This is a genomic window from Collinsella aerofaciens, from assembly GCF_040920445.1.
GTDB classification, from domain to species: Bacteria; Actinomycetota; Coriobacteriia; order Coriobacteriales; family Coriobacteriaceae; genus Collinsella; species Collinsella aerofaciens_BH.
The window spans coordinates 1-25,175 of the sequence record NZ_JBCOTQ010000016.1; the positions used below are offsets into that span (position 1 = coordinate 1).

Here is a 25,175-nt window from a genome sequence, read left to right on the forward strand (position 1 = left end):
CCATCGCGCCGAGAGTACTGCGGGGTCAGCCCGTGGGAGGCCAGGGCGCCGCTGACCGGTGGACGGCACCGAGCCGTCATCGAACTGAGAAGGGGGAGGCCTCGCGGCCTCCCCCTTTTTTGCTTTAAAGGAGAGCTGTAATACAAGAACTCGCCTTCGTTTAGCTTGTCTTACTGTTTGGCTGTATTTTGGGTCCTTCTTTTGTATTTGCGCGATAATAACTCGCATTGGCGTTAGGGAGGACTTGATGTTTACCGTTTATGTCTTGGGCAATATTGCTTCGGGTAAGTCGACTGCCTGCCGCTATCTCGAATCTCATGGCGCCATGCTTATCGATCTTGATGAGCTTGCCAAATCGCTGTATGTGCCAGGCTCGGATATCGTCAATGCCCTCGCGGAAGAATTTGGTTGGGACATTCTGGACGGGGAGGGCGGCATTCGCCGCAATGTCCTCGCTGCTCGAGCTTTCGCCTCTCCTGATACAGTTGCGCGGCTCAATGGCATCGTTCATCCGGTTCTCATCGAACAGCTGTCACTGAGGATTCTTGATCCGGTTTGCTGTACGGTTTCGTCTCCCCGTTATCCCTTTGCGGTTGTCGAGGTTTCTGCCCCGACTGGTTTTGAGGATGCTTTTGGCCTGGCTGATGAAATTCTGGTTATCAGCGCTCCTTTAGCAGTTCGTCGCGCGCGTGCTATTCATCGTGGTATGGAGCCCTTTGATTTTGATGCGCGCTCTGCATGCCAACCTGATGAGGCTTCGCTTTGCAATCTCGCTACGACGGTAATCGATAATGCGGCGGGTGACAACTCGCTCTTTGAACAACTGGACGCATGGCTTTTGCGCCATGGCTTCGGGGATGTAGTGGATAAGGAGGAGGCCGATGTCTAGGACACGTTTCTTTACGTGGTATCGCGTGGCGCCACTTGCCGTTGTGTTCGTCTTCGGTCTTATTTCGCTCGTCTACTCGTATGCTCCTGCCGCTTTCTTTAAGCCTTTGTATCCAATTGACTACGAGGCGTACGTAAAGCAATCGAGCATTTCGCACAATCTTGATCCATATCTGGTGTGCGCTGTCATTAAGTCGGAATCGAATTGGGATCCCGAGGCCGAGTCGAGTCAGGGTGCTCAGGGATTGATGCAGCTGATGCCCGAGACTGCCCAGGATATGATCGCCAAGGGCCTTGTCGACGGTGGCGAGTATTCGGCCGACAACCTTAACGATCCGGCTACGAATATCGAGTTTGGCTGCGCATACCTCTCGTATCTTCTAACCTATTTCAACGGGTCGACGGACAGAGCTATTGCCGCATATAACGCCGGCATGGGCAATGTCGACGGATGGGCGCAGCAGAGCACGTCGCTTCATAATGCAATTACCTTTCCCGAGACGCAGGCGTATCTGATTCGCGTCAATAATGCCTGGGTTCGCTATAAGACTCTCTATCCCGATCGGTTCGTATAGGACTAAGCCCACCGCCTGCGTATACTGCAGATGTATGAGTTAGGAGTATCCATGGCGGAATTTGAAGTAGAACGCGTTGGTGGTGAACTTAAGCGCTTTGGCGTTGAGGGCGCTGAGGTGCCGTTTGAAGTCGTCTCTCCCTATGAGCCTGCCGGTTCCCAGCCTAAGGCCATTGAGTCGCTTGTGCGGGGCGTGAGGGACGGAGACCGCTATCAGGTTTTGCTGGGTGTGACTGGTTCGGGCAAGACCTTCACGATGGCAAAGACTATTGAGGCCCTGGGAAAGCCGACGCTGGTCATGGCTCCCAATAAGACCCTTGCCGCTCAGCTTGCGAGCGAGCTCAAAGAGTTCTTTCCCAATAACGCTGTGGTCTACTTCGTCTCGTATTACGACTACTATCAGCCCGAGGCGTATGTGCCGCAAAGCGATACATATATCGAGAAAGACTCCTCGATTAACGAAGAGGTCGAGATGCTGCGCCATCAGGCGACCGCGTCACTGCTCTCTCGACGCGATGTGATCGTTGTCGCATCGGTCTCGTGTATCTATGGCATTGGCTCTCCTGAGGACTATGCGGGTCTGGCTCCAAACGTCGACAAGAAGGTGCCGCTCGAGCGCGATGACTTTATCCATGCGCTTATCGACATTCAATATGATCGCAATGACTATGACCTGGCGCGTGGCACGTTCCGCGTGCGCGGCGATGTTGTCGACGTGTATCCGCCTTATGCTGAGCATCCGTTGCGGTTTGAGTTCTTTGGCGACGAGGTCGAGCTGATTGCCGAGATCGATGAGGTCACCGGTGAGATGCTTCGTGAGTACGAGGCCATCCCCGTATGGCCGGCATCACACTATGTGACCGAGAAGCCGAAGGTCAAGGCGGCTCTGAAATCGATCAGCGAAGAGTGCGAGAAGCGCGTGGCGGAGCTCAAGGCGACCGACAAGTTGCTCGAGGCGCAGCGTCTGCAGCAGCGCACCGATTATGATCTTGAGATGCTCGAGACGATGGGCTTTTGCAACGGCATCGAGAACTACTCGCGTCATCTGGACGGTCGCAAGCCGGGTGAGCCGCCGTTTACCCTAATCGATTACTTTCCCAAGGATATGCTCTGCATCATCGATGAGAGCCATGTGACGGTGCCGCAGGTTCGCGGCATGCACGAAGGTGACCGCTCGCGTAAGGTGACGCTGGTGGAACACGGTTTTCGCCTGCCCTCGGCGCTCGATAACCGCCCGCTTCGTTTCGATGAGTTTGAGGCAAGGATACCCCAGTTCATCTACGTTTCGGCAACACCGGGCGACTATGAGCTGCGGGTTAGCCAGAACGACGTTGAGCAGATTATTCGTCCGACCGGTCTGCTCGATCCCAAGATCGATGTGCGTCCGGTTCGCGGTCAGATTGACGATCTTGAGGACGAGATTCGCGAGCGCGTTGCCCGCAAGGAGCGCGTGCTGGTGACCACGTTGACCAAGCGCATGGCCGAGGACCTGACCGACCATCTGCTTGATGCGGGCATTAAGGTCAATTACATGCATTCTGATACGGCGACAATGGACCGTGTCGAGATCCTGCGAACGCTGCGCGAGGGCAAGATCGATGTTCTCGTTGGCATCAACCTGCTTCGCGAGGGCTTGGATCTTCCCGAGGTCTCACTGGTGGCAATTCTCGATGCCGATAAGGAAGGATTCTTGCGCAACCGCCGTTCGCTGATTCAGACGATTGGCCGCGCGGCCCGTAACGCCGATGGCGAAGTCATCATGTATGCGGACGTTGTGACCGATTCGATGAAAGAGGCCATCGAGGAGACGCAGCGCCGTCGTGAGATTCAGATGGCATATAACGAAGAGCATGGCATTGTGCCCAAGACAGTGCGCAAGGCCATCAACGACATCTCAAGTTTTATTGCCGAGGCCGAAAAAACTGTGGGTTCCAAGGGGCGCTCGAAGGGCGACTCTCTTGGTCATGGCGCATTCTATACGCCCGATGAGTCGGGCGAGGGCGGCGTGCCGGAAACGGTGGCGCCCGAGCAGACACTTGCGGAGCAGTTGGAAGAACTGCCGCATGACGAGCTTGTGCGGATCGTCGAAACCATGGAAGAGGATATGCGCAACGCTTCTGCCGCCATGGACTTTGAGGAGGCGGCGCGCCTGCGCGATGCCGTCGTTCAGATTCGGGCGATGCTCGAGGGCGCGTCTGAGGACGAGACGATCGAGCGCTTACGTTCGCAGGCCCGCAAGGGTTCCACGTTCGCATCGGGCAGAAAACGCCAGGGTACACGGTTTAAGAAATAGCGAACAGGCCCCGAGTTCCCTGTGGAGCTCGGGGCCTGTGTCTTTTGCGCGCAGAAATTCGTGCGTTAGAGGTCCGCGATCAGGGCTTCGGCACAACGGATGCCGTCGGTGGCCGCGCTCATGATGCCGCCGGCATATCCAGCTCCCTCGCCACAAGGGTAGAGGCCCGGGGTCGACACGGCATGGCACGTTCGGTCTCGGGTGACAGTGACAGGTGAGCTCGAACGAGTCTCCACGCCGGTAAGAACGGCATCGGGACGGTCGTAGCCTCGTAGCTTTTTTCCGAGTAGGGGAAGTCCCAGGCGGAGCGACTCGACGATATGCTGCGGTAGGGCTTCGTCAATTGCCGTCCAGGTCACACCGAGCGGATAGGTGGGCTTTACCTTTCCGGGCGCCTTGCTGGCGCGTCCTGCGAGGAAATCTCCGACGAGTTGTGCCGGTGCGTTCCAGTTGGAACCGCCCAGGCGATAGGCGGCCGCCTCGCAGGCACGCTGGAGCTCGATGCCGGCGAGCGGGTCATCGTTGGGAAGGTCCTCAGGCGTGACGTTAACGAGCAGGGCGGCATTTGCGTTGCGTCCGTCGCGGGCATTGAGGCTAGCGCCGTTGACGCACAGGTGGCCCTGCTCGGAAGAGGCGGCGACAACCTGTCCGCCGGGGCACATGCAAAACGAGAACACGCTGCGGCCGTTGGGAAGATGGGCGACGAGCTTGTAGGGGGCTGCTCCGAGGGCAGGATGTCCCGCCAAGGCTCCATATTGGGCTCGGTCGATGTCGCGCTGCGGATGCTCGATGCGAACGCCCATGGCAAAGGTCTTTTGTGCGAGGGCCACGTTGTGGTCCTTAAGGAGCTCAAAAATATCGCGAGCAGAATGCCCGCAGGCGAGGATGAGGTGCTTTGTCTCAATTGGCTCGTAAGCGGCGTCTTGGGACGATTGGACATCGATACCGGTGATGGCGCCAGACGCGTCGATGCGAATGTCGACGAGCTTTGTTCGATAACGGACGACACCTCCGAGCTGCTCGATGCGCTGGGATATAGCGGTGACAACCGTGGGAAGGATGTCAGAGCCAATGTGCGGCTTGGCATCCCACAGAATACCGCGGGGCGCGCCCGCCTCGACGAAGGTTTCGAGGATAAGGCGATGGGCGGGATTTTTGGTTCCCGTATTGAGCTTGCCGTCCGAGAAGGTCCCCGCGCCGCCCAGGCCAAACTGAATATTGCTCTCGGGGTCGAGGATGCGCTCCTTTAGAAAGAGATCGATCGCATGCGAGCGGCGAAATGCTGGGTCGCCGCGCTCGATGAGCAAGGGCTTAAGACCCGCTTCGGCAAGGGTGAGCGCAGCGAAAAGGCCAGCGCATCCGGCGCCGACAACGACAGGGCATTCTTGAGGTGCGTCGGAGACGGGGGAGGGGAATGAAGACCCATCGTCTTCTATCGCGCGTACGCGCGAGTGGTCACGCTCGGCAACGCTGTCGACCGCTTCTCGCTCGAGGTGGGGACTAGTCAGCTCAACACGAAAGCTCAGGATAAAATGGACGTCTCGTTTTTTGCGAGCGTCGATTGACTTGCGGTGGAGCTCGATGGACTTGATCTCGGAGTCCTTGCAACGTAAGACGCGCTTGGCGACTCGCTTGCCAACAATGAGGCAGGCATTTTCATCGCCGGCTTCATCGAGCGACGCGTTGACTTGGGTGATTTCGATCATCGAGGTCTCCTTAGAGGCAAGAAAGAGGCCGTCCGGTATCCCAGACGGCCCGAATGCGTTTTTGATTATAGACTGCGCGGCTACAGGCTGCTTGCAGCGCGAATGCCCGAGATCCAGGCCCACGCAAGGTTAAAGCCTCCGCAATCGGCGTCGATGTCGAGCGCTTCACCGCAGACGTAAAGCGGGGCGTCGACAACGCTGCGCGCGCGTAGGCTGGGTGTTGAGATGCTCTCGACAGATATGCCACCACGCGTGACCTGCGCTGAGCGCTCCTCGGCTGTTCCCTCGACGAGCAACTTAAAGTGTTTGAGGATCGAGACCAGGTGGATGACATCGTTGGAGCCTGGATGGCACTGCTCGAACGCTGTGCAGACGACGCGGGAGAGTTGCGGGGCGAGCATGCCGTCGAGCCAACGGGGATCGCGGGGCGAAAAGCCGCCGAGCAGCTCAACGCGCCGGTTGAGCATATCGATCAACTCGTCTTTGGAGAGGTCGGGGAAAACGTCGAGCAGGATCGTATCGCCGTGCTGGATACGACGAGAGAGGTTGAAGACAGCGACGCCCGAGATACCGAAGGTTCGAAACAGCACCTCACCGTCTTCGTGCCAGAGCTCATTATGATTGCGGGCGAGCGTCAAGCGGGCACGGACGCGCAGGCCATCCAACGTTTTGAGTGCCGCCCGATCGCCAACGACCGTTGCCGATACGGGGCAGAGGATGGGGCGCAGCGAAGTGAGGGGGAGGCGAAACGTATCGGCGATACCGGTGGGTTTGCCGCCCGTAGCGATAATTACGGCATGTGCCTGCAGGGCCTCGTTCTTGCGAGGGACATCGGTGAGCGCTTTCCGAAGCGAGCGGAGCTCCGATTTTCGGTCATCGTGCTTTTTTGCCTTGAGTGCCCGCGCTGGACGGTCTATTTGGAGTGCCCAGCCTTCGGAAGCTTTGTGCGCCGAGGCAACGTTGGCTCCGCAGATTAAGGTGATGCCTAGGCGGTCGCAAACGCTGAGAAGCGCGTCGCGCACCGATTCGGCGCGAAGGGAGCGCGGGTACAGCCGGCCTTCCTCGGAGGTTGTCATGATGCCCAGCGAGGAGAAGAAACCCATAAGCTCTTGTTCGGGCTGGGGGCCCATAACGGATTCGACGAATGCGGGGTGGTTATACCGCTGTGGATCAATCGATTCGTTGGAGAGGTTGCAGCGGCCGTTGCCGGTCGCAAGGAGCTTAAGGCCGCAGGCGACATCGCGCTCAACGATGCAGACGCTTTTGCCAGCGCGTGCGGCCGTAATGGCGGCGGCGAGGCCTGAAGCCCCGCCGCCGATTACCAGGACGTCATAGAAGGCGCTCGTGTTCACTTAGGCCTCGTCGGTCTCGTGCGGGGTAATGGCCTCGACGGCAGAGACTGCCTTGGGCAACATGCCATCGGGCAGTGCGGTCTCGACCTCGCCCTTATCGCAGGCCTCGGCGAGTGCCGGATTAATGGGAAGCTTGCCCAAGATGTCGAGGTTATAGCGCTCTGCGACCTCGGGGAGCTTGCTCTTGCCAAAGACCTCGATCTTCTTGCCGCAGTCGGGGCACTCAATATAGCTCATGTTCTCGACAATGCCCAGAATGGGGACGTTCATCTTCTCGGCCATGTTGACCGCCTTGGCGACGATCATCGAGACCAGATCCTGCGGGCTCGTGACGATGACGATGCCGTCGACGGGCAGCGACTGGAAGACGGTGAGCGCGACGTCGCCTGTTCCCGGAGGCATGTCGACCAGCAGGTAGTCGATGGGGCCCCACGAGGTCTCGCTCCAGAACTGCCTAATGGCGCCTGCGATGACCGGACCGCGCCAAAGGACGGGGTCGGTCTCGTTTTGGAGCAGCAGGTTGGAGCTCATGACCTTGACGCCGTGCTCGGAGATTTCGGGCAGCATGAGGTTGCCAAGGGCATGGACGTGGCGTCCGCTCATACCGAACATCTTGGGGATAGAGGGACCGGTAATGTCGGCATCGAGGACGCCGACCTTGTGGCCGTGACGGGCAAGCTCGGTGGCGATGGCACCGGTGACAAATGACTTGCCGACACCGCCCTTGCCGGAAAGCACGGCGATGACGCGCTTGACCTCGGACAGCGTGTTCTCCTCAAATTGCGACGGCGACGTTTGTCCGCCGGCGGCCTGTGCGTGTTCGCAACCCATGTATGACTCCTTTGTATATGCTGGGGCCGGGGCCCCGCGATGTGACACGAGCGTCATTGTACCCTCGTTTGCGAGCGGGAGTCATTTGCGATGCGTTTGGGCCGAGCGTGCTTGCAATACGATGGGCCCAAACGAATGGGCGGGCTTACTGAACTTTGCTGGCGAACTCGAGGTATTGCATGCGCTGCAGCTTGTCGATCGTCGAGGCGTAGGGGCTGTCTTCCGATTCCAAGTCGTAGCGCAGCCCGTCGGCACCGAGATAGCCGGCGACATTGATGGTGGGCACATCTGACCTTGTCGCAAGCAGGGCCTTTTGGTAATTGGTGAGCGGGGCGCCGATCTTATTAAGGGTAATGGCTGCAATCTCGTTTGCCCCGACGGTGTCGTAGACGTTGAGCTCGGTATTGCCGGCGATCTCATAGTTAGCCCAGACGAGATATGTCGACTGATAGATACGGAAAGCGTGGCTTGCCGTATCTTCCTGAGGGTACAGCTCGTCGTTGAGAGTCGTTGCGGCGCTCGGCTGATGGTCGCCAAAAAAGACAAGAACAACCGGTCTGCCGATATTGCGGAGCTCGTTGATAAAGTACTCGAGGTCCCGGTCGGATGCGTTGATGCAGGTGAGATAGGTGTTGAGCGCGCTGTTGGCACCCCCACTGGCTCCCTCGACCCAATAGTTTGTCAGCTCTTCGGCGGGAACGGTGCCATAGTCGTAGCCGCCGTGATTTTGCATCGTGACGTCAAAGATGAACTGCGGGGCTTCGTCGGTTCTAAGCAGGTCGAGTATCTTGTCGTAGGTGGCGTAGTCGCATACGCCGGCATGGTAATAGGGCGCACCTTCGAAATCGCCGATTGAAAGAAAGTCTCCAAAGCCCAGCTGCCGATAGATTTTATCGCGATGGTAGTTGACGGGGTTTTGCGGGTGCATAGCGGTAGCGGTATACCCAAGCTCTTTAAGGTCCTTTGCCAGGCTGTTGACGCCATTCATCTGATACAGCTGATAGGGGATTTTGCCTAATCCGACAAAGGCCGTTGTCGCTCCGGCCAAAAATTCGAATTCGGAGTTCGCCGTTCCGCCACCGGCGACCGAAGCGAGCATGGTGCCGCGAACAAGTGTGTCGGGAAGCGAGTTGTAGAATGCGGGGCCGGTGTACCCGGCCGTCTGGAGCTGCTCAAAGCACGAAAGGTCGCTAAAACTCTCGTTCATGACGGCAACAATCGTCGGCTTGATTTCATTGAACTGGGCAACGGCCGCCGCGCGCTGTTCGCTCGAGCCATATGTGCTGTCGTAGACGGCGGCGAGCTCCTGCTCGATGCTCTGCGCCTCATCGGGCGTATAGTCTTTGGGCTTCTCAATGGGCAACTCGTTGACCATTTCGGTGAACGAAGTGATAAAACCCTGAGACGCATACGTGGTGATGGGCTGCCAACGGTCAAATCCAAAATCCAGCGCCTGCTCCAAGTCGATGTTGGAAAAGCCTGAGAGCCCCACAACGGTCACTAGCAGAAAAGCACAGAGGTTAGCGGCGATAGCGGGGAAGACATGGGTGGGCGTACGGAGCTTTCGCGGTCGGATGAGCGAAAGAAGCCCCAGGGAAATCTCCAGCAGGGCGAGAGAGGTTACGATTCCGGCGGTAAAGGTAAACTCGTATCCCTCGCTCACTTCCATTGCGGTGCCAAGGGCCAAGATATCGCTTGGCAGGATGGCTTCGCCTTTAAACGTTATGACGAAGTGCTCGGCAATGCCAAGGATGCAACAGGCGACGGGCACGAGGGCCATGACGCCTCCATGACGCTGTCCCAGCAAATAAAGGGAGAGCAGAACCGTCGCGAGCAGCCCGACGGAAAACCCGAATGAGTTGGCGGGAATGCGATAGAACGTTTCGTTACAGGCAATTTCGAGCGAAACGAACGAGAGCGCTGAAACAGCGGCGATGACAAGGATGTCACGGCAAATACAGGCAGCCGTTCCCGTCGCAAGATCGGTTTGGTCGATAAGTCCCGAAACCAAGGGCTCGACAAGAAGTATGACGGCGGTAGCACCGAGCGCCGAATAAGAAAGGACCCATAGGGAATTGTCCTCATTTACGAGCAATTGATTCGTAATCCATGCAGCTACCATGCCGAGCGGGATGAGGAGCGTCGCGCACCAAAAGACGCGGGCAATGGGCGGCTTTTCATTGTGTTTGATTGAAAAATACACGCGCACGACGACGGTGGCCACGATAAGGACGGCGATGAATATGGGCAGATTGGCCATGTCGCTCGAAGTGATTTCAAGGGGGATATCTTCGGTCATGGACGTTCCTCTGTTACAGCAAATTAAGTTCAGTAGTAGATTACTGTAACCTTTCCACGGCATTTCGAGAAACAAAGCACCCGATACGCAAAGCTAAAGGTCTGCGAATCTTGTATCACGAACATCTGTGCGCGTCGAGTGCGCTAAACTCATCGACAGTATGATTCGATGCAATAGGAGGCAAGGAGCTTCCATGTCTGATTCTTCTATCGTTATTCGCGGCGCTCGTGAGCACAACCTCCGTGATATCGATGTTTCCATTCCGCGTGACCAACTCGTGGTCATTACCGGTCTTTCTGGCTCGGGCAAGAGTTCGCTGGCATTTGACACTATCTATGCCGAGGGCCAGCGTCGATACGTCGAGAGTCTTTCGAGCTATGCGCGCCAGTTCTTGGGCCAGATGGACAAACCCGACTTGGATTCAATCGACGGCCTTTCGCCGGCGGTGTCGATCGACCAAAAGACGACGTCTAAAAACCCTCGCTCGACGGTTGGCACCGTAACCGAGATTTATGACTATCTGCGCCTGCTGTTCGCCCGTGTGGGCACCCCGCACTGTCCCGAATGCGGCCGTGTCATTGAGCGCCAGACGACCGACCAGGTTGCCGACAAAGTCTTGGCGGCGGGGGAGGGTCGCCGCGCGTTTGTGCTGGCACCGGTGGTGCGCGGGCGAAAAGGCGAGTACACCAAACTGTTTGAGGACCTTCGCGCCGAGGGCTTTAGCCGCGTGCGTGTCGACGGCGAAGTGCGCTCGCTCGACGACCCGATCGATCTGGACAAGAAGTTCAAACACGATATCGAGGTCGTAGTCGACCGCATCGTGATCCGTGAGAATTCTCTGGGCCGTATCGCCGAGTCTGTTGAACAGGCGACTGCCTTGGCGCACGGTAATGTGAACGTATACATGCTGCCCGATCGCGATGCTCCCGAGGGGACCGAGGGCGAGCTACTGGAGTATTCGTTGGCTCTGGCATGCCCGGAGCACGGGCACTCCATCGACGACCTACAACCCCGCGACTTTTCGTTCAACGCTCCCTATGGCGCATGTCCTGAGTGCGACGGCCTGGGCTTTAAGAAAACCGTTGATGCCGAGGCGCTGATTGAGGATCCCTCGAAGTCCATTGCCGACGGAGTCTTTGGTAGCCTGTTTGGCAATTCGAACTACTATCCGCAGATTTTTGCTGCGGTCTGCAAACACTTTAAGGTGAGCGCCGATACGCCGTGGGGGGACTTGCCCCCTCGCGTGCGTCGTGCGTTTTTGGATGGCATGGGCGACACGAAGATTTCGGTCGACTATCAAAAGCTCGATGGGCGTCGCAGCCAGTGGGATACCAAGTTTTCGGGCGTTCGCAACATCCTGTACGAACGCTATACCGAGACGACGAACGAGAACACCAAGGCGCGCCTGGAGAAGTACATTCGCGAGGAGCCGTGCTCGAGCTGTCACGGTGCTCGCCTGCGTCCCGAGATGCTTGCCGTCACCGTGGGCGGCAAGTCCATTTACGAGGTTTGTTGTCTGTCGTGCCGTGAATCGCTCGAGTTTTTTGAGGGCCTGGAACTCACCGAGCGCCAACAGTTTATCGGCGGCCGTATCGTCAAGGAAATCCTGGAGCGCTTGCGTTTTCTGGTCGATGTTGGACTCGACTATCTGACGCTCGATCGTGCCTCGGCGACGCTTTCCGGTGGCGAGGCGCAGCGTATTCGACTGGCAACGCAGATCGGCGCGGGTCTCATGGGCGTGCTCTATATTCTGGACGAGCCCTCGATCGGTCTTCATCAGCGTGACAACGAGCGCCTGATTAAGACGCTCGAGCGCCTGCGCGATATCGGCAATACCGTTATCGTTGTCGAACACGACGAGGATACAATCCGTGCCGCCGACTACGTGATCGACATGGGGCCCGGCGCCGGTGTCAACGGCGGGCACGTAGTCGCGGCGGGAACGCCTGCCGATATCATGGCGTGTCCTGAGTCGATGACGGGCGCTTACCTGACCGGCAAACGAATGATTCGGGTGCCTGATGAACGGCGCAAGCCCGGTCGCGGCTGCCTTAAAATTACGGGCGCTCGAGCCAACAACCTCAAAAACGTTACTGCCAAGATCGAGTTTGGTACGCTTACGGTTGTTACCGGCGTGTCGGGATCGGGCAAGAGCTCCCTGGTTACCGACACCATTGCGCCTGCCCTTACGAATGCCATTCACCGCTCGACGCGCCCTGTGGGTCCGTATAAGAAAATCGAGGGCATTGAGTGTATCGATAAGGTTATCGATATCGACCAGTCGCCGATTGGCCGTACGCCGCGTTCCAACCCTGCTACCTATATCGGCCTGTGGGATGATCTTCGCGCACTGTTTGCGAGTACGCCGGAGTCGAAGGCGCGCGGCTACTCGCCGGGTCGTTTCTCCTTTAATGTGAGTGGCGGGCGCTGTGAGGCGTGCAAGGGCGACGGGCAGATCAAGATCGAGATGCACTTCCTTCCCGATATCTACGTTCCCTGCGAAGTTTGCGGCGGTAAACGCTACAACCGCGAGACACTCGAGGTCACCTACCGTGGCAAGACCATCTCGGACGTGCTCGACATGAGCGTCACCGAGGCGCTGGCCTTCTTTGGGAATATCCCGCAGATTAAGCGCAAGCTCCAGACGCTGTACGATGTAGGCTTAGGCTACGTGAGCCTGGGCCAGCCCGCCACGACGCTCTCGGGCGGCGAGGCGCAGCGTGTGAAGCTCGCCAAGGAGCTTCATCGACGCCAGACGGGCAAGACGTTCTATATTTTGGACGAGCCGACGACCGGTCTTCATTTTGAGGACGTCCGCCAGCTGCTCGATGTGCTGCAGCGTTTGGTCGATGCGGGCAACACGGTGCTGGTGATTGAGCACAACCTTGATGTCATCAAGGTTGCCGACCGCCTGATCGATATGGGTCCCGAGGGCGGTAACGGCGGCGGAACCGTCGTGGTTTCGGGCACACCGGAGCAGGTTGCGGACTGTCCGCAGAGTTATACGGGCAAGTTTTTGGCGCCGTTGCTCAGGCGTGACCGGGAGCGTCAGGCTCAACTTGATGCTCAATAAATAGGCGATTCAGTTTATGGGCGCCATCGACTCCTTGTGATTCGATGGCGCTTGCTGTGCCGAAGTGACGTATGCAGCCGAATTGGACATATACTTAATCCTTGCGTCCGAATGCGAGGGAAAGGATATGTCATGGCAAAGGCTGTAAAGACGCCAAAAACCAATGCGATGCGCGAGCTGGAAAGCGCCGGCATTTCCTATGTTCTACATACGTACGAAGACGATGGTGATGAGTCGGTGGGCCTGGGTGTCGCGATTTCGGAGCAGCTTGGCGAGGAGCCCGGTCAAGGATTTAAGACCTTGGTCTGCGTGACGCCGTCCAACGACCATGTCGTGTGCTGCATCCCTGTTGCCGATGAGCTCGATCTAAAGTCCGCCGCGCGTGCCGCGGGGGAGAAGTCCTTGGTTATGATGCATGTGAAGGATTTGCTTGCGGCGACTGGCTACGTTCGCGGCGGCTGCAGCCCGGTCGGTATGAAAAAACGCTACCGGACGCTCATTGATGAGACGTGTGTCCTTTGGGATACCATTTTTATTTCGGGAGGCAAGCGTGGTTATCAGCTCGAGCTTGCACCCGATGATTTAATTGCATTTTGCGGGGCGACGGTTGCCGCGATTACGAGAGAGGACTGAGCGATGCCGCAGGAAGAATTGAAGCGCGGAGCTCATTTTGCAAAAGAATCTGCGCCTCAGACACCCTCATCCGAAGCTTCTTCGTCGCGAGATGACACTGACGACATGGGCTCGTCGGACTACTCCACGGTTGGTCGTTCCGCCGGGCTTATGACCATCCTGACTATCGTGTCTCGCGTCACCGGTTTTATCCGCACGTGGGCAATGGCGGCCGCTATCGGCATGTCGCTACTCTCGTCCTCCTATCAGGTCGCCAACAACCTGCCCAATATGCTCTACGAACTCGTGATGGGTGGCATGCTCGTGACGGCGTTTTTGCCCGTGTACATGGGCGTGAGGCGTGAGCAGGGTCGCGAGGCCTCGAACGAGTACGTGGGCAACCTGCTCGGCATTCTGCTTTTAGTGCTGGGTGGCATTTCGTTGCTGGGGACCGTGTTCGCCCCGGGCTTTATCTGGACGCAATCGTTCCTTTCGGGTGACGGTGGCAGCATGGATACCGCTGCGTTCATGTTCCGTTTCTTTGCCATCCAGATTCTGTTTTATGGTTTGGGCTCGGTGTCCTCGGGCGTTCTCAACGCACACCGCGACTACTTTTGGTCGACGTTTGCCCCGGTCCTCAACAATGTGATCGTCATTGCGAGCTTTATGGGTTTTGCGCCCGTGTCCGCACAGTTTGGCGAACGTGCCGGCATCATCTTGATTGCGGCCGGTACGACCCTCGGTGTCTTTGTTCAGATGGCATGTCAGATTCCCGCGCTTGGCAAGCACGGCGTGCATCCCCATATCCATATCGACTTTAAGGACCCCGCGCTGCGCCAGACGATTGCGCTCGGTATCCCGACGCTGCTCGCCACGGTGTGCATGTTTGTCTCGACTTCTATCACCAACGCTGCCGCGCTGGTGGTCCAGCCCGAGACGGGTCCTTCCGTCATCGCCTATGCGCGCCTGTGGTACACGCTGCCCTACGCGCTGATTGCCGCCTCGCTTTCGACGGCGCTCTATACCGAGCTCTCTCATGACGCACAGGAGAAGGATTACGACAGCGTTCGCACGGGCATTTCGCGTGGCGTCGCCCAGATGCTGTTCTTCCTGATTCCGTTCGCACTGTACCTGATTGTCTTCGCACGTCCGCTCAATATGATCTACTGTGCTGGCAAGTTCGATGAATCCGGCGTGGCGCTGGTATCCGAGTACCTTGTCTACCTGGCGCTCTCGCTGCCGCTCTACGGCGTGGTCGTGTTGATGCAGAAGAGCTTCTCTGCCTTGCTCGACATGAAGCCCTATAGCCGCTATTGCCTGTATTCCGCCATCGGCCAGGCCGGCTCGGTTCTGCTGTTTGGCGTTGTGCTGGGCTTCGGTATGCCGGCAATCGCGCTTTCGTATGTCGTCGACTACGTGATCTTGGTCGGCTGTTCGCTGTGGTGGCTGCGTCGTCGCCTGCGTGGCCTTCAGGTCAAATCTATCCTGCATGGCGGTTTCTTTGGCCTTTTGTTCGGCGGCCTGGGTGCTGCCGCAGGCGCCGGCGTCATGTGGGCGCTTGAACACTTTGTCGGGGCACTTGGCGGCTCGATTCTGATTACTCTTGGCTACGTTTGCGTTGCGGGTGTCGTCTCGCTTGCTGTTACCTTTGGCCTTGCCGTCGTCCTTAAGATGCCCGAGGTCTCGGCGCTGCTTCGTCGCAAGTAGGTGCGTGTGGCCGGTCACGACAACATTCCAACACTCGCCGAGCAGGTTTCGCGCGTTCCCACGCAGCCCGGATGCTACCTTTGGAAAGATGCCAAGGGCGATGTCATCTACGTTGGCAAGGCGAAAAACCTGCGTTCCCGTATGCGCCAGTACGTGACGCTGCAGGATGAGCGTCAAAAGATTCCGCTGATGATGCAGCTGGTGGCGAGCTTTGACTATATCGTGGTGGAGACCGAGCACGAGGCGTTGGTGCTCGAACGCAATTTGATTGGTCAGTACCATCCGTACTTTAACGTCGACCTCAAGGATGACAAGAGCTACCCCTTTATCGCCATTACAAAGGGCGACCTGTATCCCGCTATCAAATACACACGTGAGCGTCATAAGCCGGGAACGCGCTATTTTGGACCCTATACCGATAGCCGTGCGGCACGTGAGACGATAGATACGCTGCGCAAGGTTATCCCCATCTGCTCTGCATCCTGTGCGGAGTGGCGTCGTTGTCGCCGTATCATCGAGTCCCACAAGGGCGAGGAAGACATCGTCAATATGATTTGCGCACAAAACGGGCGTCCCTGCTTCGACTACCATGTCGGGCGCGGCCCGGGTGCGTGTGTCGGCGCGATTTCTCCTACGGACTATGCCAAGAACGTCAAACGTGTCGAGCGCTTTTTGTCGGGCCATCGCAAGGATGTCGTCGATGAGCTGACTTCCGAGATGGCGGATGCCGCCGAGGCGCTCGACTTTGAGCGCGCGGCACGCGTCAAACGTCGTTTGGAGGTCATCAGGGGTCTGGACGACCGTCAGCAAGTCGTTTTTCCCTCCAGTGTCGATATCGATGTCATCGGTTTCTATCGCGAGGAGACCATCTCTGCCGCTTGCGTCTTCGTCGTTCGCGAGGGCCGAACAGTTCGCACCTGCGAGTTCATTCTCGACAAGGGCCTTGATGTTGACGAGGAAGAGCTCCAGTCGGGCTTTCTTAAGCGCTATTACGACGAGACGGCTGATATTCCAGCTGAGATAAACCTCTCTGTCGAGCCTGAGGATGCGGAGGCGCTGGGGGAGTGGCTTGCAGGCAAGCGTGAGCGTTCCTGCCATCTCCATAGGCCGCAGCGTGGCGAAAAGCACCGTTTGCTCGATATGGCATCCAAAAATGCGCGCCATGCCCTCATGCGCTACATGATGCGAACGGGGTACGCTGACGACCGCACCAATCAAGCGCTCCTGGAGCTCGAAAGCGCGCTGGCTCTGCCGGCGCCGCCGATGCGTATCGAGTGCTTCGATATCTCGACGCTGCACGGAACCTTTACCGTCGCCTCGATGGTGGTGTTTACCAACGGACGCGCCGACAAGAGCCAGTACCGTCGTTTTAAAATTCAGGCCGAATTGGATGAGGCAAATGACTTCGTGTCGATGTCCGAGGTTTTGGGACGACGCTATGCTCCCGAGCGCATGGCCGACGAGCGCTTTGGCTCGCGCCCTGATTTGCTCGTTGTCGACGGCGGCAAGCCGCAATTGACCGCTGCGATCAAGCAACTTGAGGCTCTTGGGCTCGATATACCAGTTTGTGGCTTGGCAAAGGCCGATGAGGAGGTTTTCGTGCCTTGGGACGAGACTCCCGTCGTGCTGCCGACCGGGTCCGCGTCGCTCTATCTAATTAAACAGGTTCGCGATGAATCGCACCGTTTTGCCATCACGTTCCATCGCGAGTTGCGCGATAAAGCCATGACGGTTTCGGTACTCGATGACGTTCCAGGCGTGGGACCCACCAGAAAACGTGCCCTTATGCGCCATTTTGGCTCGATGAAGCGTTTGCGCGCGGCGAGCGAGCAAGAGATCGCGGAAGTTCGCGGCATACCTGCCGATGTTGCCAAGGCGGTCCACGAGGCGCTCGTTGCATGGAATGCCGAGCGCGCCGAGGCGGCGGCTGGCCATTCCGATAGCTAAACACGAGCCAAACAACTGATATACATGATTGCGCGATTTTCAACCATTTATTTCGCCATGATTGCCTGCTGGTTTCGGGTTTTATTAACGCTAAAACGTTTGACTAACCCAAGCGAAAACCCTGCTATCCTGCGGGTTGACGAAGACTGATATCTCACCTCGCCGATACATACTGTCTGGCGAATCGTTTGTCAACGAATTCGGTGAACGGTAGTAAATACCGTTCAAGCGTATGTATGTATCGGTCGCCGAGCGCGGCACCTCAGTTGGGTTCGTCGGTAGGTAAGGTATATATCGTCCGCAAGTTGCGCGGGGGCAAGTCTAGGTGCTCCCGAGTAAGATTCTCTATTGATAGGAGAAGACATGGCCATCATCAACAAGGGTATGTCCAGGCGTTCGTTCCTCGGCCTCACCGGCAGCGTCGCTGCTGTCGCAGGGCTTGGTCTCACCGGCTGCGGTGGCAGCTCTAGCGACGAGGGTTCCGCTTCCGGTTCCACCGATTCCGCTAACCGTGGCGGCGGCGTGATCACCGCTGGTTCCGCTTACGCTCCGTCCAGCTTCGATCCCGCCAGCACCGGCTCCGCTGTGGGCCTGGGTGCTAACTGGCACGTCGTCGAGGGCCTCTACGGCATCGATTACCACGACTACAGCACCTTCAACGAGCTCGCCACCGACGATCCCAAGTCTGTGGACGACACCACTTTCGAGGTCACCATCCGCAAGGGCGCCAAGTTCTCCGATGGCACCGAGGTCACCGCTGACGATGTCGTTGCCTCCTACACCGCTTGCGCCGCTTCCGCTACCTATGCTCCGTTCTTCCAGCCCTTCGAGTCCATCGAGGCCAAGGACGCCAGCACTGTAACGGTCAAGACCAAGGTCCCCAACTTCTCCCTGCTCAAGGATCGTCTGGCCATCATCCGCGTTACCCCGGCTACCCAGGCCGAGGAGGATCGCGCCAAGCAGCCGATCGGCTCCGGCCCCTGGATGTACGACTCTATCTCCGATACCGAGATCACCCTGGTTCCCAACCCCGAGTACAACGGTGAGTATGCTGCCGAGGATAAGAAGATCCAGTACAGCATCCTGACCGACCCCACTGCTCGCGTTACCGCTCAGCAGGAGGGCTCCACGCTCGTTATGGAGCTCGTCACCGCTGACGCCGTCGACCAGCTCGAGAGCGCTGGCTGCAAGATCGATAACGTTCAGGGTTTCGGCACCCGCTTCATCATGTTCAACGTCGCCAAGGAGCCTTGGAACAACGTCAAGGTCCGTCAGGCCGTCATGTACGCGCTCGACACCGAGAAGATGATCACCAACACCTTCGCCGGCCTTGCCACCGCTGCCAGCTGCTACCTGCCCAAGAGCTTCACCAACTATCATGAGGCTTCCACGGTGTACAAGACTGACGCCAAGAAGGCCAAGAAGCTCATCGAAGAGTCTGGCATCACCCCGGGCGCCATCACCCTGCGCACCACCGACAACGAGCAGATCAAGGGTATGGCCGCTCAGGTCAAGAACGACCTCGACGCTCTCGGCTTCGATGTGACCATCCAGACCGATACCTCGCCGGCCACCTACGCTGCCATCGACGGCGGCGAGGCCTACGATATCCTCCTTGCCCCTGGCGATCCTTCCTGCTTCGGCGCCGACCCCGACCTGCTGCTCAACTGGTGGTACGGCGACAACGTCTGGATGCAGACCCGTTGCCCGTGGAAGGAGTCCGCTGAGTGGCAGAAGCTCCACAGTCTCATGGACGAGGCTCTTGCCGCCGAGGGCGACGAGCAGCAGAAGAAGTGGAACGAGTGCTTCGACATCATTGCCGACAACGCCGTTCTGTACCCCGTTGTCCACGTCAAGACCGTCTCCGCTTCCTGGGACGATCCGTCCACTGCGCCCAACGGCGAGGCCCTCGATGGCTTCAAGGGCATCGGCACGACGAGCATGTCCTTCAGGGGCGTTGCTACCGTCAAGGCGTAAGACTCGCTTGAGTCTGTATGCAGGATGTCGGTCATTGGGGCCGTATCCTCATAGTTGAAACAAAGACCCGGGCGGCAACGATGTCGCTCGGGTCTTGTAATGAGTACCCGTACTCATATACCAGTTGGTCCTACCGACAAAAGAAAGGGGAGAGAACGTGAACAACTTGCTACGTTTGATTGGAAGGCGTCTTGTGGCGCTGCCGATCATGGCATTGGGCGTCACCGTCCTGGTGTTCTTCCTTATGTCGTTCTCCAAGACCGACCCCGCCTACACGGCGTTGGGTGACGGTGCCTCGCCCGAGGCGGTTGCCGAGTACCATGAGAAGTATGGTCTGGACGACCCCTGGCCCGTGCGCTACGTGCGCTATATGGGCGATTTGATCCATGGCGACATGGGCACCTATGGTGCTGCTCGCAACTCCGTTGCCAAGCGCATCTCCACGGCCCTGCCCGTCACGATGCAGCTGACCTTTATCGGTCTTGCCATCGGTGCGGTCGTTTCGTTTTTGCTCGGCGTCATCGCGGCACTGTATCGCGACAAATGGCCGGACCAAGTGATCCGCGTCTTTTCCATCGCCGGCTTGGCAACCCCGTCGTTCTGGCTTGCCGTTCTGTTGATCCTGCTGTTCTCTTCCTACCTTAAGGTGCTCCCGGCATCGGGTGCTCTGCCTCACTTCACCACGAATCCGGTTGGCTATCTGGGACGTATGATCATGCCCGCTATCGCCTTGGCATTTCCGCTGACGGGCCAGATGACTCGTATCGTGCGTACCGCCATGGTCGAGGAGCTCGACAAGGATTATGTCCGTATGGCTCGCGGCGCCGGCGTTCCCGAGAAGGTCGTCGTCGGCATCAACGTTCTTCGCAATGCGCTGATCACCCCGGTCACCACCCTCGGTCTTAAGATCGGTTACCTCATGGGCGGCGCCGTCGTCATCGAGGTTATCTTCAACCTCCCCGGCATGGGCACTGCGATTCTGCAGGGCGTTCAGGGCAACGAGGCGAACCTGGTTCAGGGCGTCGTTATCGTCGTTGCTCTTGCCTTCATCATCATCAACATCGTGGTTGACATGCTCTACCTGCTCATCAACCCGCGCATCAGGACGGTGTAGATTATGGTAAAGATTCGAGAGAAGCAAACCGAGCAGCTCGAGAAGGCTGCCTCCAAGGGGCTCAAGCTCGGTGGCTGGAAGAAGATGACGTTGTCTTCTAAGATTGCCGCCGTCGTGCTGGTGCTGGTCGCCCTGACTGCGATTCTGGCGCCCCTTCTTGCCCCCTATAGCCCGGTCGAGATCTTTACGGCTCGCCAGGCTCCCGGCAACGGATTTATCTTCGGTACCGACGATAAGGGTCGCGACATTCTGTCGCGTATGCTCTACGGTGGTCGTTACTCGCTGATTATCGGCTTTGGCGCCACCGCCATGGCTCTGGTCTGCGGCTCGGTCGTGGGCGCCCTTGCAGCGGTTTCGCGCAAGGCCGTCTCCGAGACGATCATGCGTATCCTGGACATCATCATGTCCATCCCGGGCATCGCCCTCGCGGCCGTCTTTGTCTCCATCCTGGGCAACTCCGTGCCGTCGATCATCTTCGCCATCGGCTTTATGTACACTCCGCAGATTGCCCGTATCGTGCGCGCCAACATCGTGTCCGAGTACGGCGAGGACTATGTCCGCGCGGTCATCGTTTCCGGCGCCAAGGCTCCGTGGATTTTGATCAAGCATGTTCTGCGTAACTGCATCGCCCCGATCATGGTCTTCACCGTTACCCTGGTCGCCGACGCCATCATCTTCGAGGCCTCGCTGACCTTCATCGGCGCTGGTATCCAGGAGCCCACCGCTACCTGGGGCAACATCCTCGCCGACGCCCGCGGCGGCGTGCTCGCCGGCCGTTGGTGGCAGGCACTGTTCCCGGGCCTGGCCATCATGATCACCTGCCTGGCGCTCAACATCCTCTCCGAGGGCATTACCGACGCCATGGCCGCTGCTCCCTCCGCCGCCCTGGATCCCACCGATTCCTCCAAGCGTCGCGAGGCCGACCTGCTGGTCTCCGACCCCGTTCGAGCCTACAAGGAGCAGGCCCAGTCCCTCTCCGCTCGCCTTGGCGCCCTGCGCGATGTCGAGCTCAAGCGTGACGATCGCCATGTGCCCGACGAGTCTGTTGAACCGATTCTCTCGGTCCGTGACTTCTGCATCCAGTTTGAGCATCACGGTGATATCAACGTCGTCGACCATGTCAACTTTGACGTCCGTCCTGGTCAGACCATGGGCCTGGTGGGCGAGTCCGGTTGCGGTAAGTCCATCACCACGCTGGCCATCATGGGCCTGACCGACGATGACGAGCACCTTTCCGGCGAGGTCCTCTGGGAGGGCCGTGACCTGCTCAAGATGAGCAAGAAGGAGTGGTTCGGCCTGCGCGGTACCGATATCGCTATGGTCTATCAGGACGCCCTGTCCTCGCTCAACCCCTCCATGCTCATCTCTGCCCAGATGAAGCAGCTCACCAAGCGCGGCGGAACCCGCAGCGCCGAGGAGCTCCTGGAGCTCGTCGGCCTCGATCCCAAGCGCACGCTCGAGAGCTATCCGCACGAGCTTTCCGGCGGCCAGCGTCAGCGTGTCCTGATCGCTATGGCCCTTACCCGCGACCCCAAGCTGGTCATCTGCGACGAACCCACGACCGCTCTGGACGTTACCGTCCAGAAGCAGGTCATCAAGCTGCTCAACGATCTTCAGGCCAAGCTCGGCTTTGCCATGATCTTCGTTTCGCACGACCTGGCGCTGGTCGCCGAGGTCGCCCACAACATCACGGTTATGTACGCCGGCCAGGTTATCGAGCAGGCGCCCACCAAGGAGCTGCTCACTAACCCGATCCACGAGTACACCCGCGGTCTTCTGGGTTCCGTTCTGTCCATCGAGAGCGGTTCGGGCCGCCTGCACCAGGTGCCCGGCGCCGTTCCGAGTCCGCGCGATTTCCCCAAGGGCGATCGCTTCGCGCCCCGCTCGAGCCATCCGCGTATTGGCCTGGACACCCGTCCGGTCTTCAAGCGCGTGCCCGGCACCGAGCACTTCTATTCCGAGCTCCCCGACGAGGTGCTCAAGGCAAATGGTTTGACCCCTCACGCGGAGGTGATGTAGATGAGCGAGACCGCAGTCAACGGCGTCGAGCCGATCATCTTCCTTGATGACGTCCACGTCACCTTTAGGACCCGTACCGGCTCGATTCTGCACCCCAACCTGGTTCACGCCGTCCAGGGTGTAACGATTAAGCTCATGCCCGGTCAGACGATCGGCATCGTCGGCGAGTCCGGTTGCGGTAAGTCCACCACCGCCAACGTCATGTGCGGCCTGCAGGCCCCCACGAGCGGCAAGGTCTACTTTAAGGGCAAGGACGTTACCAAACGTACCGCCGAGGACCGTCGCCACATGGGTCGCGTCATCTCGGTCGTGTTCCAGAACCCGGCCACGGCGCTCAACCCCCGCATGGTCGTTCGCGAGCAGCTGCTCGACCCCATGCGCGTCCACAACCTGGGTACCGAGGCCGAGCAGGAGAAGCGCGTCAAGGAGCTCCTGGAGCTCACCGGTCTGCCCAGCTCCGCCGCCGAGGTTCTTCCCGGTCAGCTTTCGGGCGGCCAGCGTCAGCGCGTCGCAATTGCCCGTGCCCTGTCGCTGAACCCCGATGCCATCATCGCCGACGAGCCCACCTCGGCTCTGGACGTTTCGGTCCGCGCGCAGATTCTGAACCTGCTGACCGACCTTAAGAAGGAGCTCGGCCTGGCCATGGTGTTCATCAGCCATGACATCCAGACGGTCCGCTATATCTCTGACGACATCATCGTTATGAATGGCGGCAAGATCGTCGAGCAGGGCGAGGCCAAGCAGGTCTTCCAGCACCCCCAGGACCCCTACACCAAGATGCTGCTCGGCGCTGCGCCGTCGCTGCTGCATCCCAAGCTCGGCGAGTAGCCTCGCTTTCCCTCCCGTGCGCCCGGTTCCCTTGCCGGGCGCACCTCCGTTGCGAATTCGAAAGGTTGGGTTCACGAGCCATGCCAAGTGCTCAGGAGCTACAACATCAATTTGGTGGATATCGAGGCGCCATGCCCCGTCCATCAGATTTCGATCTCTTTTGGAAGGATCGCATGGCCGAGGCCGACGCCGTCGGGCTTGACTATGCGATCGAGACGGTATCGGTCGCCGATGCCGCGACCTGCCAGCTTTTCGACCTCTGGTATACCGGCATGTGTGGCGCGCGCCTGCATGCCAAGTACCTTAAACCTGTCTCGGACGAGCCCGTGCCATTGGTACTTCAGTTCCATGGGTATCCGGGTGCAAGCCGCAGCTGGTTTGAGCAGGCGTCGTTTGCGGGCATGGGCATGGCACTCATCGCCCTCGACTGCCCCGGCCAAGGAGGTCCCTCCGAGGACATTGGTGGATTTGAGGGTACAACGGTTGCCGGTCATATCGTCGCCGGCATCGACGGCGACCCGGCCAACCTCTACTATGTCCGCATGCATCAAGATATTCGCATCCTGTGCCGCATCGTTCGCGAGCTCGAGGGCATCGATCTTGCGCGTGTGTTTGTGAACGGCGCGTCGCAGGGCGGCGGTTTGGGCATTGCGACCTGCGCGCTTAACAGCGAGCTTATCAATCGTGCCGCCATCCTCTATCCCTTCCTGTCAGATTTCCGCCTAGTCTGGGATTTGGATGCCGACGACATTGCCTACGAGGGCCTGCGCTATTGGTCTCGCTGGTTTGACGAGGACTCGACTCGTATTGACGAAGCCTATGCCAAGCTGGCGTACTTCGATTCCAAGAACTTTGCCCCTATGGTCAAATGCCCCGTGCTGTTTGGCACCGGCACAGCCGATATCGTCTGTCCGCCAGCGACGCAGTTTGCGGTCTATAACAACCTGACCTGCGAAAAGCGTCATGAGTTCTTTGAAGGCTTTGGCCACGAGGAGATTCAGGATTTTGACGATCTGATCATTCCGTTTTTCTGCAAGGGAGGGGAGGCTCATGTCTAAGTGCGAGAGCAATGTTGACGAGCTGATTGTCCCCGGACTCGTGGGAATTCCTGGAACGGTTTCGTCAAGGCTCGCAGAATATCGGGACTGGCGCGGTGATGTCCAAGCAGATGTTTCTGATTTAGAGACATGCGCTTCGAATCTTGAGATTCAAGGCCTGGCCATTACGGCGATTGATTTTGTTAACCCCTGCGCCCGTTACTCGGAGGTTTCCTTTGAGCTCGGTGACGATGCGATTCACGCTCGTTTGATCGAGCCTGTCGGTCGTGCCCGAGTATCTGAGCGCGTGCCGCTGTGCCTGATGTTCCACGACATCGATCGGCCTGTGCGCGGCTGGCATCACATGACGAGATTTGCCGCCATGGGGTATGCCGTCCTCGCGCTGGATGACGATGTTGCTGGTGCGGACGACCTGCGGCGGGGGATTTCTTCGCCCGCTTTTGTCGAGCGCGTCCGTTGGGGCTGCGCGTTGGCGAAGGTCGCGCGCAATCTTGATGGCATGGACCCCGACCGCATCTTTGCATGGGGCGAGGGCCTTGGCGGCGGAGTCGCGCTGGCGGTTTCTGCTCTGGACGAGCGGGGCCTTGCCTGCACGGCGGTTGCCAATCCAATTCCCGGTGGTCTCGAGGCTCTGTCGTCTCGGGTGCGCGGATCGGTGCTCATGGGCACATCGCTTATGGATGCCGTGAGCGATCCCAAGGGCCAGTTTGCCGTGTTCAACGGTCTTGAGTGTGACCGGAGGCATATCATCTATGCCAAATACGCTCACGAGCGCATCAATGCGTTCGAAAACGAAGTCGTCGACTTCTTTAACCAAACGTTCTACCCGTGTTCTTTGGCCTAGACGGCCTGGACACTGCCAACAAGAGTGGGTGGCATAGGGTCGCCCGCCAGACA

The 25,175-nt window shown here is 58.6% G+C and carries 17 protein-coding genes; 13 read left to right on the forward strand and 4 right to left on the reverse strand.

What is annotated here, in order from left to right; all coding sequences use genetic code 11:
• Positions 1 to 247 precede the first annotated feature (247 nt).
• The 3 genes from coaE to uvrB are packed head-to-tail and all read left to right on the forward strand — an operon-like array spanning position 248 to position 3,755.
• Complete coding sequence (coaE, locus tag AB5405_RS03970; protein WP_368137678.1) at positions 248 to 889, forward strand: dephospho-CoA kinase; 642 nt, start codon at positions 248 to 250, stop codon at positions 887 to 889.
• Positions 882 to 1,463 carry a lytic transglycosylase domain-containing protein gene (locus AB5405_RS03975; RefSeq protein ID WP_368137679.1) on the forward strand — a complete coding sequence of 194 codons (582 nt, stop codon included), beginning with the start codon at positions 882 to 884 and terminating at the stop codon, positions 1,461 to 1,463. The genes coaE and AB5405_RS03975 overlap by 8 nt, the downstream gene beginning before the upstream one ends.
• A gap of 51 nt (positions 1,464 to 1,514) precedes the next feature.
• The gene (gene uvrB, locus AB5405_RS03980; RefSeq protein ID WP_368137680.1) at positions 1,515 to 3,755 is read left to right on the forward strand and encodes an excinuclease ABC subunit UvrB; all 2,241 of its coding nucleotides are present in this window, start codon (positions 1,515 to 1,517) and stop codon (positions 3,753 to 3,755) included.
• Positions 3,756 to 3,820: 65 nt separating this feature from the next.
• Here uvrB and AB5405_RS03985 read toward each other — a convergent pair whose 3' ends face one another.
• From AB5405_RS03985 to AB5405_RS04000, 4 genes are all read right to left on the reverse strand, one after another.
• A complete protein-coding gene (locus AB5405_RS03985; protein ID WP_368137681.1) occupies positions 3,821 to 5,461 on the reverse strand; it encodes an NAD(P)/FAD-dependent oxidoreductase in 1,641 nt (546 codons plus the stop codon).
• 80 nt (positions 5,462 to 5,541) lie between these two features.
• Positions 5,542 to 6,813 carry an NAD(P)/FAD-dependent oxidoreductase gene (locus tag AB5405_RS03990; RefSeq protein ID WP_368137682.1) on the reverse strand — a complete coding sequence of 424 codons (1,272 nt, stop codon included), beginning with the start codon at positions 6,811 to 6,813 and terminating at the stop codon, positions 5,542 to 5,544.
• A complete protein-coding gene (locus tag AB5405_RS03995; RefSeq protein WP_368137683.1) occupies positions 6,814 to 7,644 on the reverse strand; it encodes an Mrp/NBP35 family ATP-binding protein in 831 nt (276 codons plus the stop codon). It lies immediately after the preceding gene.
• 145 nt (positions 7,645 to 7,789) lie between these two features.
• On the reverse strand, positions 7,790 to 9,943 hold the full coding sequence (locus AB5405_RS04000) for an LTA synthase family protein (RefSeq protein ID WP_368137684.1): 2,154 nt from the start codon (positions 9,941 to 9,943) through the stop codon (positions 7,790 to 7,792).
• Positions 9,944 to 10,136: 193 nt separating this feature from the next.
• Between AB5405_RS04000 and uvrA the strand changes: the two genes are divergently transcribed.
• The 10 genes from uvrA to AB5405_RS04050 all read left to right on the forward strand — a co-directional run bounded on the left by uvrA (position 10,137) and on the right by AB5405_RS04050 (position 25,122).
• Positions 10,137 to 13,016 (forward strand): excinuclease ABC subunit UvrA, encoded by a 2,880-nt coding sequence (gene uvrA, locus AB5405_RS04005; RefSeq protein ID WP_349115373.1) that lies wholly within the window; start codon positions 10,137 to 10,139, stop codon positions 13,014 to 13,016.
• 132 nt (positions 13,017 to 13,148) lie between these two features.
• Entirely contained in the window at positions 13,149 to 13,649 is a 501-nt protein-coding gene (gene ybaK / locus AB5405_RS04010) for a Cys-tRNA(Pro) deacylase (RefSeq protein WP_117848725.1), read from the forward strand.
• A gap of 105 nt (positions 13,650 to 13,754) precedes the next feature.
• Positions 13,755 to 15,335, forward strand: a complete 1,581-nt coding sequence (gene murJ, locus AB5405_RS04015; RefSeq protein WP_368137685.1) for a murein biosynthesis integral membrane protein MurJ — start codon at positions 13,755 to 13,757, stop codon at positions 15,333 to 15,335.
• Positions 15,336 to 15,341: 6 nt separating this feature from the next.
• The gene (gene uvrC, locus AB5405_RS04020) at positions 15,342 to 17,282 is read left to right on the forward strand and encodes an excinuclease ABC subunit UvrC (RefSeq protein ID WP_368137686.1); all 1,941 of its coding nucleotides are present in this window, start codon (positions 15,342 to 15,344) and stop codon (positions 17,280 to 17,282) included.
• Between the two features lie 363 nt (positions 17,283 to 17,645).
• Complete coding sequence (locus tag AB5405_RS04025) at positions 17,646 to 19,259, forward strand: ABC transporter substrate-binding protein (RefSeq protein ID WP_368137687.1); 1,614 nt, start codon at positions 17,646 to 17,648, stop codon at positions 19,257 to 19,259.
• A 157-nt stretch (positions 19,260 to 19,416) separates the two neighbouring features.
• Positions 19,417 to 20,373, forward strand: coding sequence for an ABC transporter permease (locus AB5405_RS04030; RefSeq protein WP_035138896.1), 957 nt, complete (start codon positions 19,417 to 19,419; stop codon positions 20,371 to 20,373).
• 3 nt (positions 20,374 to 20,376) lie between these two features.
• Positions 20,377 to 22,392 carry a dipeptide/oligopeptide/nickel ABC transporter permease/ATP-binding protein gene (locus AB5405_RS04035; RefSeq protein ID WP_035138893.1) on the forward strand — a complete coding sequence of 672 codons (2,016 nt, stop codon included), beginning with the start codon at positions 20,377 to 20,379 and terminating at the stop codon, positions 22,390 to 22,392.
• Entirely contained in the window at positions 22,393 to 23,220 is an 828-nt protein-coding gene (locus tag AB5405_RS04040; RefSeq protein WP_006236159.1) for an ABC transporter ATP-binding protein, read from the forward strand.
• Between the two features lie 80 nt (positions 23,221 to 23,300).
• Positions 23,301 to 24,278: an acetylxylan esterase gene (locus tag AB5405_RS04045; protein WP_368137688.1), complete on the forward strand. Its 978-nt coding sequence runs from the start codon at positions 23,301 to 23,303 to the stop codon at positions 24,276 to 24,278.
• Positions 24,271 to 25,122, forward strand: a complete 852-nt coding sequence (locus tag AB5405_RS04050) for an acetylxylan esterase (RefSeq protein ID WP_368137689.1) — start codon at positions 24,271 to 24,273, stop codon at positions 25,120 to 25,122. Before AB5405_RS04045 ends, AB5405_RS04050 begins: the two co-directional genes overlap by 8 nt.
• The last annotated feature ends 53 nt before the right edge of the window (positions 25,123 to 25,175 follow it).

Excerpts from the sequence above, each read along its gene's own strand:
- coaE (WP_368137678.1), top strand. The coding sequence starts at position 248 with ATGTTTACCGTTTATGTCTTGGGCAATATTGCTTCGGGTAAGTCGACT.
- AB5405_RS03975 (WP_368137679.1), top strand. The coding sequence starts at position 882 with ATGTCTAGGACACGTTTCTTTACGTGGTATCGCGTGGCGCCACTTGCC.
- uvrB (WP_368137680.1), top strand. The coding sequence starts at position 1,515 with ATGGCGGAATTTGAAGTAGAACGCGTTGGTGGTGAACTTAAGCGCTTT.
- AB5405_RS03985 (WP_368137681.1), bottom strand. The coding sequence starts at position 5,461 with ATGATCGAAATCACCCAAGTCAACGCGTCGCTCGATGAAGCCGGCGAT.
- AB5405_RS03995 (WP_368137683.1), bottom strand. The coding sequence starts at position 7,644 with ATGGGTTGCGAACACGCACAGGCCGCCGGCGGACAAACGTCGCCGTCG.
- AB5405_RS04000 (WP_368137684.1), bottom strand. The coding sequence starts at position 9,943 with ATGACCGAAGATATCCCCCTTGAAATCACTTCGAGCGACATGGCCAAT.
- uvrA (WP_349115373.1), top strand. The coding sequence starts at position 10,137 with ATGTCTGATTCTTCTATCGTTATTCGCGGCGCTCGTGAGCACAACCTC.
- ybaK (WP_117848725.1), top strand. The coding sequence starts at position 13,149 with ATGGCAAAGGCTGTAAAGACGCCAAAAACCAATGCGATGCGCGAGCTG.
- murJ (WP_368137685.1), top strand. The coding sequence starts at position 13,755 with ATGGGCTCGTCGGACTACTCCACGGTTGGTCGTTCCGCCGGGCTTATG.
- AB5405_RS04025 (WP_368137687.1), top strand. The coding sequence starts at position 17,646 with ATGGCCATCATCAACAAGGGTATGTCCAGGCGTTCGTTCCTCGGCCTC.
- AB5405_RS04035 (WP_035138893.1), top strand. The coding sequence starts at position 20,377 with ATGGTAAAGATTCGAGAGAAGCAAACCGAGCAGCTCGAGAAGGCTGCC.
- AB5405_RS04040 (WP_006236159.1), top strand. The coding sequence starts at position 22,393 with ATGAGCGAGACCGCAGTCAACGGCGTCGAGCCGATCATCTTCCTTGAT.
- AB5405_RS04045 (WP_368137688.1), top strand. The coding sequence starts at position 23,301 with ATGCCAAGTGCTCAGGAGCTACAACATCAATTTGGTGGATATCGAGGC.
- AB5405_RS04050 (WP_368137689.1), top strand. The coding sequence starts at position 24,271 with ATGTCTAAGTGCGAGAGCAATGTTGACGAGCTGATTGTCCCCGGACTC.